This window comes from Ruegeria sp. AF8, from assembly GCF_056541825.1.
The window spans coordinates 203,286-220,568 of the sequence record NZ_JBQFYW010000002.1 but is presented as its reverse complement, the minus strand read 5'-3'; the positions used below and the strand labels follow the sequence as shown (position 1 = coordinate 220,568).

At 58.5% G+C, this 17,283-nt stretch carries 15 protein-coding genes; 8 read left to right on the top strand and 7 right to left on the bottom strand.

Going from position 1 to position 17,283, the window contains the following annotated elements:
- Positions 1-91 precede the first annotated feature (91 nt).
- Entirely contained in the window at positions 92-853 is a 762-nt protein-coding gene (locus tag ACR0AO_RS06465) for an ion channel (RefSeq protein WP_480601762.1), read from the top strand.
- Here ACR0AO_RS06465 and cobS read toward each other — a convergent pair.
- Entirely contained in the window at positions 850-1,614 is a 765-nt protein-coding gene (cobS, locus tag ACR0AO_RS06460) for an adenosylcobinamide-GDP ribazoletransferase (RefSeq protein WP_480601375.1), read from the bottom strand. The genes ACR0AO_RS06465 and cobS overlap by 4 nt on opposite strands.
- Before the next feature lie 79 nt (positions 1,615-1,693).
- Here cobS and cobT point away from each other — a divergent pair, with 79 nt between their 5' ends.
- Entirely contained in the window at positions 1,694-2,707 is a 1,014-nt protein-coding gene (gene cobT, locus ACR0AO_RS06455; protein ID WP_480601373.1) for a nicotinate-nucleotide--dimethylbenzimidazole phosphoribosyltransferase, read from the top strand.
- Between the two features lie 26 nt (positions 2,708-2,733).
- Here cobT and ACR0AO_RS06450 read toward each other — a convergent pair whose 3' ends face one another.
- Both ACR0AO_RS06450 and ACR0AO_RS06445 read right to left on the bottom strand, forming a co-directional pair.
- Complete coding sequence (locus ACR0AO_RS06450; RefSeq protein ID WP_480601371.1) at positions 2,734-4,608, bottom strand: monovalent cation:proton antiporter-2 (CPA2) family protein; 1,875 nt, start codon at positions 4,606-4,608, stop codon at positions 2,734-2,736.
- An 18-nt stretch (positions 4,609-4,626) separates the two neighbouring features.
- A complete protein-coding gene (locus ACR0AO_RS06445; protein ID WP_480601369.1) occupies positions 4,627-5,082 on the bottom strand; it encodes an Lrp/AsnC family transcriptional regulator in 456 nt (151 codons plus the stop codon).
- Between the two features lie 148 nt (positions 5,083-5,230).
- On the opposite strand from ACR0AO_RS06445, the gene hppD reads away from it, so the two are divergent.
- Entirely contained in the window at positions 5,231-6,331 is a 1,101-nt protein-coding gene (gene hppD, locus ACR0AO_RS06440; RefSeq protein ID WP_480601367.1) for a 4-hydroxyphenylpyruvate dioxygenase, read from the top strand.
- A 175-nt stretch (positions 6,332-6,506) separates the two neighbouring features.
- On the opposite strand, the gene ACR0AO_RS06435 is transcribed toward hppD, so the two are convergent.
- On the bottom strand, positions 6,507-8,660 hold the full coding sequence (locus tag ACR0AO_RS06435; RefSeq protein ID WP_480601365.1) for a hypothetical protein: 2,154 nt from the start codon (positions 8,658-8,660) through the stop codon (positions 6,507-6,509).
- 165 nt (positions 8,661-8,825) lie between these two features.
- On the opposite strand from ACR0AO_RS06435, the gene ACR0AO_RS06430 reads away from it, so the two are divergent.
- Positions 8,826-9,521 carry an SIMPL domain-containing protein gene (locus ACR0AO_RS06430; protein WP_480601362.1) on the top strand — a complete coding sequence of 232 codons (696 nt, stop codon included), beginning with the start codon at positions 8,826-8,828 and terminating at the stop codon, positions 9,519-9,521.
- A 106-nt stretch (positions 9,522-9,627) separates the two neighbouring features.
- On the opposite strand, the gene ACR0AO_RS06425 is transcribed toward ACR0AO_RS06430, so the two are convergent.
- The 3 genes from ACR0AO_RS06425 to ACR0AO_RS06415 all read right to left on the bottom strand — a co-directional run bounded on the left by ACR0AO_RS06425 (position 9,628) and on the right by ACR0AO_RS06415 (position 12,770).
- The gene (locus tag ACR0AO_RS06425; RefSeq protein ID WP_480601360.1) at positions 9,628-10,338 is read right to left on the bottom strand and encodes a GNAT family N-acetyltransferase; all 711 of its coding nucleotides are present in this window, start codon (positions 10,336-10,338) and stop codon (positions 9,628-9,630) included.
- 22 nt (positions 10,339-10,360) lie between these two features.
- Positions 10,361-11,653, bottom strand: coding sequence for an O-acetylhomoserine aminocarboxypropyltransferase/cysteine synthase family protein (locus tag ACR0AO_RS06420; RefSeq protein WP_480601358.1), 1,293 nt, complete (start codon positions 11,651-11,653; stop codon positions 10,361-10,363).
- A 118-nt stretch (positions 11,654-11,771) separates the two neighbouring features.
- On the bottom strand, positions 11,772-12,770 hold the full coding sequence (locus tag ACR0AO_RS06415) for a hypothetical protein (protein WP_480601356.1): 999 nt from the start codon (positions 12,768-12,770) through the stop codon (positions 11,772-11,774).
- A 176-nt stretch (positions 12,771-12,946) separates the two neighbouring features.
- Between ACR0AO_RS06415 and ACR0AO_RS06410 the strand changes: the two genes are divergently transcribed.
- The 4 genes from ACR0AO_RS06410 to preA all read left to right on the top strand — a co-directional run bounded on the left by ACR0AO_RS06410 (position 12,947) and on the right by preA (position 17,255).
- Entirely contained in the window at positions 12,947-13,579 is a 633-nt protein-coding gene (locus tag ACR0AO_RS06410) for a cupin domain-containing protein (RefSeq protein ID WP_480601353.1), read from the top strand.
- A gap of 159 nt (positions 13,580-13,738) precedes the next feature.
- The gene (locus ACR0AO_RS06405; protein ID WP_480601351.1) at positions 13,739-15,073 is read left to right on the top strand and encodes an NAD(P)-dependent oxidoreductase; all 1,335 of its coding nucleotides are present in this window, start codon (positions 13,739-13,741) and stop codon (positions 15,071-15,073) included.
- A gap of 37 nt (positions 15,074-15,110) precedes the next feature.
- Positions 15,111-15,935 carry a class I SAM-dependent methyltransferase gene (locus ACR0AO_RS06400; RefSeq protein ID WP_480601349.1) on the top strand — a complete coding sequence of 275 codons (825 nt, stop codon included), beginning with the start codon at positions 15,111-15,113 and terminating at the stop codon, positions 15,933-15,935.
- Between the two features lie 15 nt (positions 15,936-15,950).
- Positions 15,951-17,255, top strand: a complete 1,305-nt coding sequence (gene preA, locus ACR0AO_RS06395) for an NAD-dependent dihydropyrimidine dehydrogenase subunit PreA (protein WP_480601347.1) — start codon at positions 15,951-15,953, stop codon at positions 17,253-17,255.
- Positions 17,256-17,283: the final 28 nt, after the last annotated feature.

Below are 17,283 nucleotides of genomic sequence, written 5' to 3'. Positions count from 1 at the left end.
ATCCGGGGCGGCCTTTTTTCATGGCCCGGTGCTTGGTATCGCGGCGCTTGTCGGGTATTTTTCTGTAAATGCAGGAAGATACGGGGTCATGATGAAGCAAACTGTCAAGTTTCTATACATCAGCCACGAGCCAGTCTCGGTCTGGTTCCGCTATGGGCTGATCCTGTTCGACATCGCATCGATCATCTTTTTTGTCGCCACCGCGAACATCCCGCATGGACCCGGGCTGACGGCAGCAAGCCTTGGGGTTGGGCTGATTATCCTGTTGGATTTCTCTGCCCGAATGTGGATATCGAAAGACCGCCGGAAACTGCTGCGACAGGTTTACACGTTGGCGGACATCGTCGTGATCGTATCCCTGCTGCTCGACCCGTTCCTGACCGGCAATCTCGCGTTTCTGCGGATACTGCGCGCACTGAGGCTGATCCATTCCTATCATCTGCTGCGGGACTTGCGCCGGGACAGTCCATTTTTCAGGACCCACGAGGATGCCGTGATCGCGGCGATCAATCTGATGGTCTTTGTGTTTGCGACCTCGACCGCAGTACTGGTCTTCTTTGTCCCCGAGGACGCGCAGACCCCCTATATTGATGCGCTTTACTTCACCATGGCGACGCTGACGACAACCGGGTTCGGGGATATTACGCTTGGCACACCTGCTGGAAAGCTGTTTTCAGTCTTCATCATGGTCGTCGGCGTTGCGCTGTTTGTCCGCCTGGCACAGGCGATTTTCATGCCGCAGAAGGTGCGTTATAAATGCTCAAGCTGCGGTCTGTTCCGGCACGATCCGGACGCCGTGCATTGCAAACACTGTGGCGCGACGCTGCGCATTGAAACCGGTGGGGCGTCCTAGATCGAAGCTGTCAGCGCCAAAAGGAATGTAACCTCGGATACCTGTTGGGTGGCGCCCAGAATATCGCCGGTCTGACCACCGATCTTGATCGTGGCAACGCGCGCGACAATGACCGCCGAGATCAGGGCGCAGAGCATCGGTGCGATGGCTGATCCGCCTAGCAACAACAAAGACAGTATAATGGCCAGGCCGATGCCAGCCAGAACGGCAGGCAGGGGCGAAGCGCCGACCGAATGGCTCAACCCCGAATTGCGTGCGTTGGGCAGAGTACGCATCAACGCCGGCATCATGGCGCGGGAAAACAGGCAGGCGGCCAATACGCCCGTCAGCAGACCCGCGCCAATCAGGGCTACGACGGCACTGATCCGCAGCAACTGCACAAGCAACAGCGCCAGCACGCCATAGGTGCCGATATGGCTGTCCTTCATGATCTCGAGCCGGCGCTCGGCCGTGAAACCGCCCCAGAGTCCATCGGCGGTGTCGGCCAACCCGTCTTCATGCATTGCTCCGGTCGCGATGATCAGTATCGCAACCAACAGGACGGCGGCTGCAAACGCTGGCAGCTGCGCCCAGATAGCGATCCAGGCGACACCGCAGGCCAGCGCTCCGACAACAAGCCCCGCCAGCGGATAGGCCCATGCGGCGCACGACTGGCGGGCAAACGCCTCTTCGGGCAGGCGCGGCAGGGGCAGGCGGGTCAGCAGGACCAGAGCCAGCGGGATATCCCACGCAGAAAACGGGGCGGTGTCGTTTTTGGTCACTCCCAGGCCTTTCAGGGTCTTGTCGCTTTGCAAGCATTGGTTAAACACACAGCACCACTCTGATGCAACGAGGCTTTCAATGCTGCCCGAACTTTCCGATCTGAAAATGTTTCGTACTCTTCTCGCCGGTGCGCCCGGTCCCGATGCCGAAGCGGTCAAGGGCGCAGAAGAGCGGAACGGACAGTTGACCAAGCCCCCCGGAGCGCTGGGCCGGCTGGAGGACCTGGCGATCTGGTATGCCGGATGGCGAGGAGATGCACGGCCGACAATCCAGGCGCCACAGGTGATCGTTTTCGCGGGTAACCATGGGGTCATGGCGCAGGGTGTGTCGGCCTTTCCGGCGGAAGTGACCGAACAGATGGTACTGAACTTTCAGCATGGCGGTGCCGCGATCAATCATTTGGCCAAGGCGGCGGGCGCAAAGATGGATGTATATGCACTGGGGCTGGACCGGCCGACGCATGACTTTACCAAGGCACCCGCGATGAGCGAGGACGAATTGTTGGAAGCGCTGCGCACCGGCTGGCGTGCGGTGGACCCGGAGGCCGATCTTTTGGTCGTCGGTGAAATGGGAATCGGCAACACCACACCGGCCGCCGCCATTGCCTGCGCCCTGTTCGGCGGTGAGGCTGCGGACTGGACCGGGCGCGGAACCGGTGTTGACGATGCCGGGCTTGCCAACAAGATCCGCGTTGTGGCCGAAGGCGTGGCGCTGCATCGCGATGGCGGGGATGGCATTGAAATTCTGCGTCGTCTCGGTGGTCGTGAAATTGCGGCCATGGCAGGAGCGATTGCCGCTGCGAGGGTGTTGCGCATACCTGTGATCCTGGATGGCTTTATCTGTTCGGCGGCGGCGGCATGTTTGGGTCGCACCGTGCCCGGTGCACTGGATCATGCAGTCGCCGGACATCAGAGCGCAGAGGGCGCTCATGGGGCGGTGCTGGAAAAACTGAACAAAACGCCGCTGTTGTCGCTTGGGTTGCGACTGGGCGAAGGCTCGGGCGCGGCGCTTGCCATCAACATTGTCAAAAGTGCCGTCGCCTGCCATTCCGGTATGGCGACTTTTGCCGAGGCGGGTGTCTCGGACGGTTAGGGCGGTTCATCCGGACTGCGGGCGGGTCAGGCTCTTTTCTTGGCGTGTTCTTCGGCCAGTTCCAAAAGCGCGGTTTCGAGATCTTTTTCGAGAAGCTGCGCGCGTTCGATATATTTCTTGTTCTCGGCGGTTGGCATGCCGGGAACCCACAGATCCGCAAGATCCCGGATCGTGGTGCGGTCGTGATGGTAAAACGTCTTTTCGGCTTGCGCGGCCTCGTATTCGCTGAGCCCCACATTTTCCAGAACATAGCGGCCTGCGCGCAGCGCACCGTCGAACATTTCACGCACAATGTCGTCGGCCCCGGCCTGATAGAGTTCGTAAACATGGTTGCGGTCATGCGCGCGGGCAATGATGTGCAGATCGGAGCGCTGGCGGCGCGCATAGCTCACAAGTCGCGTCACCATTTTGGGATCATCCATGGCGGCAACCAGAACCTGCGCTTTGGCCAGCCCTGCCGCGCGCAGCAATTCCGGGCGGGTCGGATCGCCCAAAAAGCCTTTGACACCGAAACGCCGCATGAGTTGGATCGTTTCGATATTGTGGTCCAGCACGATCGTTTTGAAGCCGCTGGCCTGTACCAACCGGTTGACGATTTGACCAAACCTTCCGATGCCGGCAATGATAACCGGCCCGGCGTCGTCGATCATGTCCGGCTCTGGCATGGGGGCTTTGTCGCGCATGTTGCGGGACAGGATGTCATAAAGGATGAACAACAGCGGCGTGATAAGCATGGTCAGCGCGATGATCATCAGCAGCTTCTGTGAAAGTTCCGGTGGGATGACATTCTGTTTGGTGGAAAACGCCAATAGCACAAAACCGAATTCCCCGGCCTGGGCAAGACCAAGCGTAAACAGCCAGCGATCCCGCCCCTTGAGCCTGAAAGCACGCCCTACAACATAAAGAATGACGCCCTTGGCAAAGATCACCAAAAGAGCCAGCCCGATCAGGTCCAGCGGGTCGCGGAAGAAATAGGCGATGTCAATGCCGGCCCCGACGGTGATGAAAAACAATCCCAGAAGCAGACCTTTGAAAGGTTCAAGGTCGCTTTCCATTTCATGACGAAATTCCGAACTGGCCAGAACCACGCCGGCCAGAAATGAACCAAGCGCGGGTGAAAGCCCAACGAGCGTCATGAGGAAAGAAATGCCCACCACGATCATCAGCGCCAAGGCTGTGTACATCTCGCGCAGTCGTGTGGTGTGAATGAAGCGGAACAGAGGGCGGGTCAGGTAGATGCCTGCAAGAACGACAAAGACGATCGCTCCGATTGTGACCAGCGTAACCGCCCAGCCAGGCAGGCCGTCGACCAGGGACAGCGACTCATGATGTCCGGCCTCGATCCCACCGCGACTGATGGAACCATCACTTTGTATCCGCGCGACGGGGCTGAGGGCGAGCAGCGGCAGGAATGCAAGAATGGGAATGACCGCAATGTCTTGTGTGAGCAGCACCGAAAACGTTGCTCGGCCGCCATTTGTCTGCATCAACCCCTTTTCCGACAGTGTCTGAAGCACGATTGCTGTCGAGGACAGCGAAAGAGTCAGTCCGACCGCAAGGGCAATGGTCCAGGCGTGCCCGGCGATCATGGCCACCACCATGATGGCCAGCGTTGAAAGCCCGACCTGAAGTCCGCCAAGCCCCAGAAGTTTGTCTCGCATGTCCCAAAGCGCCTTGGGTTCCAGCTCGAGGCCGATCAGGAACAGCATCATGACGACGCCGAACTCGGCAACGTGTTGCAGGCTCTCTGTTTCGGCGCCGACCAATCCCAGAATCGGCCCGATAACGATGCCCGCAGCCAGATATCCTAAAACGGATCCCAACCCCAGACGCGCCGACAACGGCACTGCGATGACCGCGGCGGCCAGATATATCGAGGCCTGATAGAGGAAGTTTTCCATTGCTGACCTTTCAGGCGTTCAAGTGGGCAGCGGCGCATCCCGTTTCAGTTGGTCCATTACGATCTGGCTTTGTACCCGCGCAACAGCAGGATGCGGCAGAATGACCTCATGAAGCAACCGATTGAGCGCGGGAAGATCGTCGCAATAGACATGTAGGAGATAATCCGCCTCTCCGGTCATTGTCCAGGCGCTTGTGATTTCCGAGCGTGAATGAACCATGCGGGCGAAACCGGCGGATTGGTCGGGGCCATGGGTGCCCAGATGAACCTGAATAAAGCCCTGTACGTGCAAACCAAGTTTCAATGGATCGAGCTTGGCGGCATATCCGGTGATGTAACCTTCGGTCTCCAACCGCTGGCGGCGGCGCCCGGCCTGGCTGGGCGACAGGTTCAACTGTTCGCCAAGTTGATGCGAAGTCAGATGTGCGTTTATCTGCAAGGCAGCTAACAGCTTGGTGTCAGTAGCGTCCAGCATTTGCGGTATATCCTTGTTTCCAACAAGATTAATGCGTGAAACGCGCATGTAAATCCTGACGGAAGAGAAACTTTGCGCAAAATCAGCATTGGATAAGGGGTATTCTCGACTCAGCAAATGTTCCACACCATTTCGACGGAGACGCCTCATGGGTCCTTTCCCCCACAATGCCCCTAAATCTGTAATAAGTGCCGAGAATCCGGCAGGTACCGATGGTTTCGAATTCGTCGAATTCGCCCACCCCGAGCCGCAGGAATTGCGCGATCTGTTTTCCAGGATGGGTTTCGAACTTGTCGCCCGTCACAGGGACAAGCCTGCGGTTGAACTGTGGCAACAGGGGGATGTGACCTATGTGCTGAATGCCGATCCAAACAGCTTTGCCGCGAAATTCGTCGATGAGCACGGTCCCTGCGCTCCGGCAATGGCGTGGCGCGTGGTGGACGCGCAGAAGGCATACGAGCACGCGGTCTCGAAAGGCGCGGAGCCCTATGATGCTGCCGACAAGACGATGAACGTGCCCGCGATCAAAGGCATCGGTGGTTCGTTGATTTATTTCATCGACCAGTACTATGAAACGTCGCCCTATAACGAGGAATTCGAATGGCTTAAGCAATCGAAGCCACGTGGCGATGGGTTCTATTACCTCGATCACCTGACGCACAATGTCTTCCAGGGCAACATGGACAAGTGGTTCGGGTTCTATGGCGATCTGTTCAACTTCGAGGAAATCCGTTTCTTTGACATCCAAGGCAAGTACACCGGGCTTTTCAGCCGCGCGCTGACCTCGCCCTGTGGCCGCATCCGTATCCCGATCAACGAAGACCGGGGCGAGACAGGGCAAATCGTAGCCTATCTCAAGAAATACAAGGGAGAGGGTATTCAGCATATCGCCGTGGGCACCGATGACATCTATGACTCGACGGATGCGATCGCGGCCAAGGGTTTGAAATTCATGCCCGGTCCCAACGAGTCATATTATGACATGTCTTATGACCGGGTCTCGGGCCATGATGAACCCAAGGACAGGATGATGAAACATGGCATCCTGATCGACGGTGAAGGCGTCGTGGATGGTGGTGAAACCAGGATTCTGCTCCAGATCTTCTCGAAGACCGTGATCGGGCCGATATTCTTTGAATTCATCCAGCGCAAAGGTGACGACGGTTTTGGCGAGGGCAACTTCAAGGCCCTGTTCGAATCCATCGAGCGCGAGCAGATAGAATCCGGTGAAATTCACGCGGCCCAATAGTCGGACAAGAGAATCGGGGCAGTTCAATGGCCCCGGATCGGAAAAGCGCCGCGATTCCCTCGCGCGGCGCTTTTTTTTGTGTTTCATATCGGATTGATCGCAGCGGATCGTTCGCGTCCAGGTGCCGGTTATCAGGTGGCGGTCTAAATGAATTTCAAGGCTGAGAACCATGAACTCAGCCTTTCGGCATACCCAGCGTCACCTTTCGGCCGTTCTTTTGATAGTGCAACTCGCTGTCCCCGATGGCGACCACTTTTCCACCGTCGACCCGGTCGCCGACCTTAACCTTTTTATACCGTCCACTGGGCAAGCGGATCAGGGCACGGCGGTTGGCAGGGGTGCCATAGACGCCGATCAGATTGACACGTCTGAGGTTGAGCGCATTGTCCAGCGTGGCCTGACGCGCGACCGAAGCCGAAGAAGGTATCTTCGGTTTAACCGATTTTGCGGCAAAGCTGCCAGCTTCGTCGGATGTTGCGGCATTGCCCTGACCCGCGGTGGTGCCAAGTGATCCGTTTGCCGCCGACGGTACTGATGCCGTGTTCGCCGCCGGCACTTTCGGACGGAGCTTTGGTTTCAGTGCGACCACCACCGCCAAAGCGGTTGGCGTTTCGTCAATCATTGGATCGGCTTGCAGGGACTCGGGGCGCGATCTGGGGCGCAAGCCAGCCAGTTCTTCGACCGACCGACCACCCAGTTGCAGTCGTTCGTTGTCTTCAACAAGGGATTCGGGGCGCAGCTTTGGTCTGAACCCGGCAAGTACGACCTGCGCTTCGTCTATTTCCGGCTCTGGTTCGGCGCGTTCAGGCGGCGGCGGGGGAACCTGCGCGGGCCGCCCCAGATAAACGATCACGCCATCGGGGTTGAGAGCCCCTTCGGGTGTGGCAGTCACCAGACCCCGCGAATCCAGTTCGAATGTTGCACCAGCCGTGCCAGGCAACCCCGCCTGACCCGGAGGTTGGTCGGTTTCGAAAGATGACGCGTCGGGCAGTGCGAGGGCATCCTGCGACAGATCGGCCGGATCGATCGAGGCCACGTAAAGGTCATCCAGTGAGGTGTCGAGTTCGGGGTCCTGCGGCGGGAGAGGCGCATCGCTCCAGATGCCGGTCGCCGCATACAGCACCTCTTCGCCTTCCGGATCGGTGTCAACCTCCTCAACGGTCCGCGGTTCGACGCGCAAAGCGTCAAGAACCGCGTTGTCGGTCACGGACAAAACAGGCGTTCCGGCCGTATCGGGAATGTCCGGAGTGATGGTTGTTCCGGGTTGTTCATCGGGTTCCGCAAGGCTGATCCGTTCAGGAGGCACCTGTTCCGCCCTGGGTTCATCCGGTTGACTGACCGGATCAGTATTCGGTCGCAATACAAACCAACCTGCCAAGGCCAAGACAGCAATGAAAGAAGCGGCAAAAACGGGAATTGCCATCCTTCGATGATTCGGCGCCCGGTTCCGGGCACCGAAGATCGTCAACCTTTCGGCTTCATCCAGTGGCGATCTGCCCAGTGCGGCGGGTGCCTGAAACGCAGACGCCGGAGCGGGATCGGCAATCGGGTGTATCGCCGGAGGGGGCGGCGGTGGCACTTCCGGGTGCAGGTTCGTCTTGGGATTGACAGGTGATGCCTCGACGTCTTCCTCATTGGTATCGTCAAGTGTGGGGCGGCGGCAGGATGAGAAATCAATGCTGCTCGGCTGCTCCTCGACCGGTTTGGCGGCGGTTTTTTCCGAGTGGGCCGGGTTGTCCTCCGCCTGCGCCAGCGTATCGAAAGCAAGAGCGGGCTGAAGATCTTCGGAAGCAGAGAAGTCGGCTTCTCCGACGATCTCGATCCGCTCTTCATCCGGTTCGACTATCTCGTCCATACCCGGAGTTGCGCCAAAATATGGCTCCTTCGGAAACGCACCAGGTTCCGGCAAGGCAACATAGCTGACCGGTTGAAACCCGTATTCCCGGGCAAAGGTTTCGGCCTCGAGCAGCGTTACCTTGGCCACCGCAGCGATCTGAGCGTCCGCTTCACGTTCGGCGATGTCGTATTTCAGATCGTCCAGCCGATATGGCGTTGCGGATTCAAGCTCCGATTCGATCTTGGCCTGCCGGTCGGTTTCGGAAAGCGAATTGGTATCAACGGTCAGATATCTGATCTGATCGTTCGGTATCACAACCTTGCAACGTGTGTCATCGCCGAGCTTATTTGCGCGCCGCCGCAATCTCTGAAGTGCGTCGTCGAGGTCAGGTTCATCGGTTCGCACGTCTCCGACCCGCAACCAGCCTTGATCAGCCCGGTGCAGCAACGTGATTTTGTCGACCGACAACAGCAATGCAAAGGTGGGTGTCATGCCCTGCAAATACCGCAAACCTCAGATCATGTGCAGACACCATCGCGTCCGCGCGCCGACACTAAAGCAGGAATTCGCCGAGGGAAAGGAAAACACCAAATCTCCCCTTGTCCGGCAAAGCCCCGCGCACCCATCTTGAGAACTGCAACAACGGGAGAAAGTGTTTTGAAGATATTGGCTTTTCTTATTGCCGTTCTGTTGGCAACAGCCGCCGGCCTGGCGCGTGCCGATGAAGGCCGTATCACGGTCAACGGAACCGGGACGGTCGAAGCGGTGCCAGACATGGCGACGATCACATTGGGGGTAACAAACCAGAATGCCGAGGCCGTCGCGGCGATGCAGGCGACATCGGACGCGGTCGCGGCGATTCTGACGCGGCTGGGTGAGATGGGAATAGAGGCGCGCGATATCCAGACCCGTGATCTGTCGCTTTCTCCGGTTTGGGTCGGGCGACATGGCCAAGGTGGTGAAGAGCCCAGAATAACCGGATTTGTGGCATCGAACCGGGTGATCGTGAGGGTGCGGGACCTGGATAATCTGGGCACCGTAGTGGATGCAGTCATCCGTGACGGCGCAAATGACTTCAACGGGTTGAGCTTTGGAATGCAGGACCCGAAACCATTGACCGCCCAGGCGCGCGCCAAGGCAGTTGCGGATGCGATGGAGAAAGCGGGGCAACTTGCCGACGCCGCCGGTATCACCCTCGGCAAGGTCATAGCCATCAATGATCACGGCGGAGGTGGCCGCCCGATGATGCGAATGGCCGAAATGTCGATGGCGGATGCCGGCAGTGTCCCGATTGCGGCCGGTGAAATTGCCGTCGAAACGTCGGTGTCGATGGTGTTCGAGATCGCGGAATAGGCCGCTGCGGCACTTCGCGAAGCAGCTGAAGCACTCACCGCTGCGGAATTCAAAGATTTCAACGCGTTGTGTGATAGCCGGTGTTTCAAGTATTTCGCGGAGTGCTTTATTCTTCCATACGGGCCATCAGCGCCGTTTTCTGGTGGCCCGATGTGTCGAAATTCATGGGATCAAGCCATGTTTCGTAAGCTTGCCGGATCCGGGGCCAATCCTTGTCGATGATCGCAAACCAGGCGGTGTCCCGGTTGCGTCCTTTGTAGTGGGTCGCCTGGCGGAACGTTCCTTCATAGCGGAAACCAAAACGTTCCGCCGCGCGGCACGACGCGGCATTCAGCGCGTCGCATTTCCATTCATAGCGGCGATAGCCCAGTTCGTCGAAAACGCGGCGCATCATCAGAAACAGCGCCTCGGTCGCTTCGGGGCGGTGCTGGAGGAGCGGCGAAAAGTGAATATGCCCGACCTCGATGGTGCCGGTCGCAGGTTTTATCCGCAGATAACTCGCCACGCCGATGGGGGCGCCATTTGGGTCACAAACCGTGTGGAAAAGCGGATCGTTCCCAAGACAAGTATCGCTCATCCAGCCCAGAAACCCGGTCTCGCTGTCGAATGGCCCATAAGGAAGATAAGTCCAGTTCCGCCCGCCTGTGTCGCGGGCATAGGCCCGAAACAGCGCTGGTCCATGCGCTTTAATATCCAGTGGCAATACAGAACAAAACTGTCCCAGCATCGGTGTGCGGGGAGGCGCAGGGCGTGGAAAACCGGTGTCGACCGGTTCTCCTATCGGTTGCCCGAGGTCGTTGGTGCGCGGCGGCTTCATCGCTTAGCGCCCTGCCGCCTTGTCAGGCGCAGGCCTTTGCCAGTGCCTGATCCAGGTCGGCGATCAGATCGTCGGCATCTTCGATCCCGATGGACAAGCGCACCACGTTCGGTCCTGCCCCCGCGGCCTCCTGCTGTTCCACCGTCAGCTGGCGATGCGTGGTCGACGCCGAGTGGATAATCAGCGAGCGCGCATCACCCAGGTTGGCGACGTGGCTGAAAATTTCCAAGGCATTGACAAGCTTTACGCAGGCGTCATAGCCACCCTTGACGGCAAAAGTGAACAATGCGCCGGCCCCTTTGGGATAGCATTTCTGTACGCGTTCGCGATAGGGCGACGAGGGCAGGCCGGCATAGGTCACAAACTCCACACGATCGTCCGCTTCGAGCCAGGCCGCGACCTTCATCGCGTTTTCCACGTGGCGTTGCATCCGCAGGGACAGGGTTTCGATACCCAGCAGCGTATAATGTGCGGCCTGCGGGTTCATCGTCATGCCCAGATCGCGCAGCCCGATCGCGATGCTGTGGAAAGTGAAGGCAAGCGGGCCGAACGTCTCGTGGAACTTCAGTCCGTGATAGGCCGGTTCCGGCGCGCTGAGCGAAGGAAACTTGTCATTGGCCGACCAGTCGAACTGTCCCGAATCCACGATACAGCCGCCCGTCACCGTGCCGTTTCCGGTCAGGTATTTGGTGGTCGAATGCACCACCAGCGTCGCGCCCTGTTCAATCGGGCGGCAGAGATACGGGGTGGCCGAAGTGTTGTCCACGATCAGCGGAATGCCTGCGGCGTCCGCAATGTCGGCCAGCGCCCGGATGTCGGTCACATACCCTCCGGGGTTGGCAACGGATTCGCAGAAAACGGCGCGGGTATTTTCATCGATGGCCGCCTTCACGGCGTCCAGATCATCGGTATCGACGAATTTTGCCGACCAGCCGAACCGCTTGATGGTCTGGCTGAACTGCGTGACCGTGCCGCCGTAGAGCCTGGTTGAGGAGACGACGTTGCAGCCCGGTCCCATCAGCGGGAACAGCGCCATGATCTGCGCCGCATGGCCCGAAGAGCAGCATACTGCGCCAACGCCGCCCTCAAGCGTCGCGATACGCTCCTGCAATACGGCGACCGTCGGGTTGGTCAGGCGCGAATAGATAAAGCCCACCTCTTGCAGATTGAACAGCGCTGCTGCGTGATCGGCGTCGCGGAACACATAGGCCGTGGTCTGATAAATCGGTGTCTGCCTTGCGCCGGTTGCCGGATCGGGACGGGCTCCGGCATGAATTTGCAACGTGTCAAAGCCGTAGGTGGGGCCGTTGGACATAATCAAGTCTCCCTTTGGAACATATGCTTGCCTGATTCTGTAAGCTATCGCATGCGGTTGCACAACGGACCCGAGGTAAAGAGAGGTATCGCGCATTCCCCGGGACGCGGATGCCGGGCTACCGCAGCCAAAGCCCTTTGTCTTTGATCCTTTTGCGAATGATCTGCTCGCGTGCCGGCAGGTCGTTCTGATCGAACAGCGCCCGCACCTTTTCACCCTTCCTCTGAATTACAATTTTTCTAATTGGTTCATAGTGTTTCAGCACCTTCTTGATTTTATTCGGTGCGGCTGCCGCTTGCGCGGCTTCGATTGCATGATCGCTTTCGCGGGCGTAAAGCAGCGGAAACAGGCGATAGTGGCAACTGACGGTTCCATCCAGCAGCCCCGGCGGCAACGCATCGCGCCCTCCGCCGAAGGAATGGATCACCAGCGGAAGCGCCACCTGATCCAGCCAGGGATCGAGGCTTTGCCCCACGAGTTCGGGAATGTCTCCGTCGCGAATGGCACAGGCATAGTCGAGGAAGCGGCGGCCGAACTTTCGTGGGCAGGAATAGTAGAAGAACCCAGCGTTGAAATAGAGATAGCGCCGCCAATGGCCCACCGGCTGGCTTTGATCCTGGGAACTTTCGAAGTCCAGTTCGAAATGCCGGTACAGCGCCCGCCAGATTCCGTCATGTCCCGGGCCATAGAGGGTCGGCTTTGGCCAGGTGCCCTCGACCCGCAACGAAGCCGAAGGGCGGTCAAAGTCAAAGGGAACCGTGCCAAGTTCGCCGGTAATGAGTGTGTCTGTGTCGAAGAACACGAATGGCTCGCCTTCGGGCAATGCCAGCAGGGCTTCGATCTTGTTGCCATAGGGGTAGCTCTCGCCAAAGGCGGTGCTTTTGAACGGCAGGATTTCCGCGCCAAGAAATTCCAGTGCGTTCAGCACATCCTGATTGTGGATACTCGGATCACTGCTCCATTTCGGTCCTTCCTGCGGCACGGCGACAATCAGGCGGCCCGTGAAATTGGGTGAATAGAGGCGCAAGGATGCCGCAAACAGAACGGCCTCGTATTGCAGGCGATTGTTTTGCCCGATGACTACGACGTTGAAGCTTGCCTCTGTTTTTTGTGTCATTGATGCTCTCTTGCATGTTGCACAGCGCCAGCCGTTGAACGCTTATAGAATGTGTCCTGTTGGGTGGGAACCACTTCGGTCGCAACAGTGTTTCTGGTTGGGTGATCCTTGGATCAGGTTGGACATTTCGGCCTGAAATACCATTTCAGATTGAAAAGCAGGTCAGGAGAATGCTGATGAGGATCAACGCCGACTTTACGCAGCGCGCTGCGGTGCATTTCGATGAAAACGAATGGGTGCAGTCTCCGGCGGTAGGGGTCGAGCGGAAAATGCTGGACCGGATTGGTGCGGAGGTCGCCCGGGCGACAACTATCGTCCGTTTCGCTCCGGGAAGCGCATTTGCCGCCCATACTCACGACGGTGGCGAGGAGTTCCTCGTTCTCGACGGTGTTTTTCAGGATGAAAGCGGCGACTTCCCAATCGGCAGCTATGTCCGCAATCCTCCAACCTCGTCGCACACGCCATCAGCAACCGAAGGCGCCATCATTCTTGTAAAACTGCATCAGTTCGACCCGGCCGACCGGACCGAGGTCTGCCGATCCACGCTCGGAAACGACGACATCCCGCTGTTTCGTGATGAGCGCGAGGATGTGCGCGTCGAGTCCTGGGCACCGGGTGCCGAAATCGCGATTCTCGCGAATGGTGGGATAGAGGTGTTTGTGATCAAGGGTGAGTTCACCGAAGCCGGCGAACGTTTCCGCAAGTGGGACTGGCTTCGGTTGCCGCCGAATTCCGAGTTCGGTGCGACTGCCGGATCAAAGGGGGCAAGGGTCTGGATAAAGTCCGGACATCTGACCGGGATGGTCTGAGCGGCATTTTCGGAATTTAAGCCGGTCAAAACCAACAAATCCGGGTCTGACAGTCCGGGTTCTTTCGATTTTTGACCAATCGACAAATTTTACCAATTGATAAAATTTTTAAATGTGGCAAGCTGGGAGCAAGAAAACAAATCTACAGGGAGTAGAGCGATGGCACAGGGCCAGATGGCTCCCGGCATTGTGGCCGGACGGCTTTCCAGCGAAGAATTGACGTCGAATTTCGCGGATCTGCATCCGCCTTTTGCACCGCACGAGGCTGCGGTGGCAGCGGATCGATGCTATTTCTGCTATGACGCGCCGTGCACCACGGCGTGCCCCACTGACATAGATATCCCGCTGTTCATCCGCCAGATTCAGGCGGGCCAGCCCGAAGCGGCGGCAAAAACCATCTTTGACCAGAATATCCTGGGCGGAATGTGCGCCCGTGTCTGCCCGACGGAAACCCTGTGCGAAGAAGTCTGCGTACGTGAAACGGCCGAAGGCAAGCCTGTCGAGATTGGCCGCTTGCAGCGTTACGCCACGGACAGTGTGATGGCGGCGGGTGGTCATCCGTTTGAACGCGCCGCCCCAACAGGCAAAACCGTGGCGGTCGTGGGGGCAGGGCCCGCAGGGCTGGCGTGCGCCCATCGCCTGGCGATGCATGGTCATGAGGTGGTCATCCACGAGTCCAGGCCCAAGGCGGGCGGTCTGAATGAATACGGTATTGCTGCCTATAAGGCGACAAACAACTTTGCCCAGGCCGAGGTGGACTGGCTGCTGAAAATCGGCGGCATTGCCATCGAAACCGGTTCGGTTCTTGGTGAAGGCATTTCATTGGACGGGTTGCGCGACAATTACGACGCCGTTTTTCTTTCAATTGGCCTTGCCGGGGTCAATGCCCTGCGCGCGCCGGGTGTTGACAGCGATGGTGTGCGTCACGCCGTCGACTTCATCTCAGATGTTCGTCAGGCGGCCGATTTGGCGCATCTTCCCGTTGGGCGGAATGTCGTGGTGATTGGTGGCGGCATGACCGCCGTGGATGCAGCAGTCAAATCCAAACTTCTCGGAGCCGAGCATGTAACAATAGCCTATCGCCGCGGGCGCGACGCCATGGGGGCAAGCCGGTACGAGCAGGATCTGGCGGCCGCCAGCGGCGTCAAGATAATGACCAATGTCCAGCCCGTGAAAATCCACGGGTCTGAAACGGCCTCGGAAATCGAATTGGAATATACATCCAGCGTGGATGGTCAACTGACCGGTACCGGCGAAACCGTGCGCATCCCTGCCGATCAGGTCCTCAAGGCCATAGGCCAGACTTTGGAAGGCGCACCGGACGGATTGAAGCTGGATGGCAGCAAGATCGCGGTGTCCGGGCCGGGGCGCACTTCAATTGCGGGCGTCTGGGCTGGCGGTGACTGTGCTTCAGGTGGTGAGGATCTGACCGTGACGGCGGTTGCCGAGGGGAGGGATGCGGCAATGGACATCCATGCAAGCCTGATGGGGTAGACTGAGGCAGGAGGAATCGCCAAGCGGAGGAAATTCTATGCCAGGTCCTGAAGACAAGATCGTATCGCACTACGGCGGCGCGGAGTTGTTTCAAAAGATCATGGATACACTTCAAGCCAGTGGCATTGCGGCCAACAAGGTGGCGGCGGAACATTTGAAATCCATCGACGAATTCCATATCGGCGGGGAAGAGGCGACCATCGCCCTGCTTGATCAGTTGGGGCTGAAAGATGGCGTCAGGGTGCTGGATGTGGGGGCCGGAATTGGTGGCCCCGCACGATTGATGACGGCGCGTTACGGGGCGGATGTCACCGGGCTCGATCTGACGCCGGATTTTGTTGAAACCGCCAGGCAACTGACTGGTCTGTTGAGCCTTCCGACGCGGTTCAAGGTTGGCAGCGCGCTGGATATGCCGTTCGAAAATGACAGTTTCGACGTCGCCACACTTTTGCATGTGGGCATGAACCTGCCCGACAAGGAAAAGCTGTTTTCCGAAGTCGCGCGCGTTCTCAAACCTGGCGGCGCGTTCGCAGTATATGATGTGATGCGTTTTGGTGCGGCTCCGGTATTTCCGGTGCCGTGGGCAAGCGATCCGACAGCTTCGTTTCTGGCCACGCCCGAAACCTATCTGGAAGCTGCGGACAAGGCCGGTTTCGAATTGCTTTCGCGGCGTGACCGAGGCGAGGTTGCCCGGGAGTTCTTTGCCCAGCTCAAGGCAAAAATCGAGGAGTCCGGCCCTCCGATGCTGGGGTTGCCGATGCTGATGGGCGCAAGCGCCGCGGAAATGGTTTCCAACATGACGCGGGCGGTGGGAACCGGCGACATCGCGCCGGTAGAGATGATATTCAAAAAGCGCGACTAGCGCAGGGAGATGCAAATGGCTGATCTGACGACAAACTTTCTGGGAATTTCCAGCCCCAATCCCTACTGGCTGGCCTCGGCGCCGCCGACGGATAAAGAATATAACGTGCGCCGCGCCTTCGAGGCGGGCTGGGGCGGCGTTGTTTGGAAAACACTTGGAGCCGAAGGCCCCCCGGTGGTCAACGTGAACGGCCCGCGCTATGGCGCGATCTATGGCGCGGACCGCAGGTTGCTGGGGCTCAACAATATCGAACTGATCACGGACCGCCCGCTGGAGGTGAACCTTGAGGAGATGGCGCGCGTAAAGTCGGATTACCCGGACCGGGCGCTGATTGCTTCGATCATGGTCCCGTGCGAAGAAGGGGCCTGGAAAGCGATTCTTCCGCAAGTGGCCGAAACCGGGGCCGATGGGATCGAACTCAATTTCGGCTGCCCGCATGGAATGAGCGAGCGTGGCATGGGCTCTGCCGTGGGTCAGGTGCCGGAATATATTGAAATGGTCACGCGCTGGTGCAAGCAATACTACGACAAGCCGGTGATTGTGAAACTGACGCCGAATATCACTGATATCCGCAAGCCGGCGACGGCGGCAAAAAATGGCGGGGCGGATGCGGTTTCGCTGATCAACACGATCAACTCGATCACCAGTGTCAACCTGGACACCTTCAGCCCCGAACCGTCGATTGACGGCAAGGGCAGCCATGGCGGTTATTGCGGCCCTGCGGTGAAACCGATTGCATTGTCGATGGTTTCCGAGATTGCGCGAAACGCGGACACGCACGGTCTTCCGATCTCGGGCATAGGTGGAGTGACCACATGGCGCGACGCCGCCGAGTTCATGAGCTTGGGCTGCGGCACGGTTCAGGTCTGCACCGCCGCGATGACCTATGGGTTCAAGATCATTGACGAACTGACCGCAGGGCTGTCCAGATGGATGGACGAGAAGGGTTACTCAAATGTCTCTGAAATTGTCGGTCGTGCGGTGCCCAATGTCACGGATTGGCAATATCTGAACCTCAACTATGTGGCCAAGGCCAGCATTGATCAGGATCAGTGCATCAAATGCGGGCGCTGCTATGCCGTCTGCGAGGATACCAGTCATCAGGCGATCTCGATGTCTTCCGACCGTATCTTCGAGGTCAAGGACGATGAATGCGTGGCCTGCAACCTTTGTGTGGATGTCTGTCCGGTGGAAGGGTGCATTTCGATGGTGCCGTTGGCTGCTGGCGAGGTTGATCCGCGTACCGGCAAGGTGGTCGAGGCTGACTATGCGAACTGGACGACGCATCCCAACAATCCGATGGCGAAAGCGGCCGAGTAAGAAGATTTTTTCGTCGAAAAACCTCAAT

Excerpts from the sequence above, each read along its gene's own strand:
- ACR0AO_RS06465 (WP_480601762.1), top strand. The coding sequence starts at position 92 with ATGAAGCAAACTGTCAAGTTTCTATACATCAGCCACGAGCCAGTCTCG.
- cobT (WP_480601373.1), top strand. The coding sequence starts at position 1,694 with ATGCTGCCCGAACTTTCCGATCTGAAAATGTTTCGTACTCTTCTCGCC.
- ACR0AO_RS06450 (WP_480601371.1), bottom strand. The coding sequence starts at position 4,608 with ATGGAAAACTTCCTCTATCAGGCCTCGATATATCTGGCCGCCGCGGTC.
- ACR0AO_RS06445 (WP_480601369.1), bottom strand. The coding sequence starts at position 5,082 with ATGCTGGACGCTACTGACACCAAGCTGTTAGCTGCCTTGCAGATAAAC.
- hppD (WP_480601367.1), top strand. The coding sequence starts at position 5,231 with ATGGGTCCTTTCCCCCACAATGCCCCTAAATCTGTAATAAGTGCCGAG.
- ACR0AO_RS06435 (WP_480601365.1), bottom strand. The coding sequence starts at position 8,660 with ATGACACCCACCTTTGCATTGCTGTTGTCGGTCGACAAAATCACGTTG.
- ACR0AO_RS06425 (WP_480601360.1), bottom strand. The coding sequence starts at position 10,338 with ATGAAGCCGCCGCGCACCAACGACCTCGGGCAACCGATAGGAGAACCG.
- ACR0AO_RS06420 (WP_480601358.1), bottom strand. The coding sequence starts at position 11,653 with ATGTCCAACGGCCCCACCTACGGCTTTGACACGTTGCAAATTCATGCC.
- ACR0AO_RS06415 (WP_480601356.1), bottom strand. The coding sequence starts at position 12,770 with ATGACACAAAAAACAGAGGCAAGCTTCAACGTCGTAGTCATCGGGCAA.
- ACR0AO_RS06410 (WP_480601353.1), top strand. The coding sequence starts at position 12,947 with ATGAGGATCAACGCCGACTTTACGCAGCGCGCTGCGGTGCATTTCGAT.
- ACR0AO_RS06405 (WP_480601351.1), top strand. The coding sequence starts at position 13,739 with ATGGCACAGGGCCAGATGGCTCCCGGCATTGTGGCCGGACGGCTTTCC.
- ACR0AO_RS06400 (WP_480601349.1), top strand. The coding sequence starts at position 15,111 with ATGCCAGGTCCTGAAGACAAGATCGTATCGCACTACGGCGGCGCGGAG.
- preA (WP_480601347.1), top strand. The coding sequence starts at position 15,951 with ATGGCTGATCTGACGACAAACTTTCTGGGAATTTCCAGCCCCAATCCC.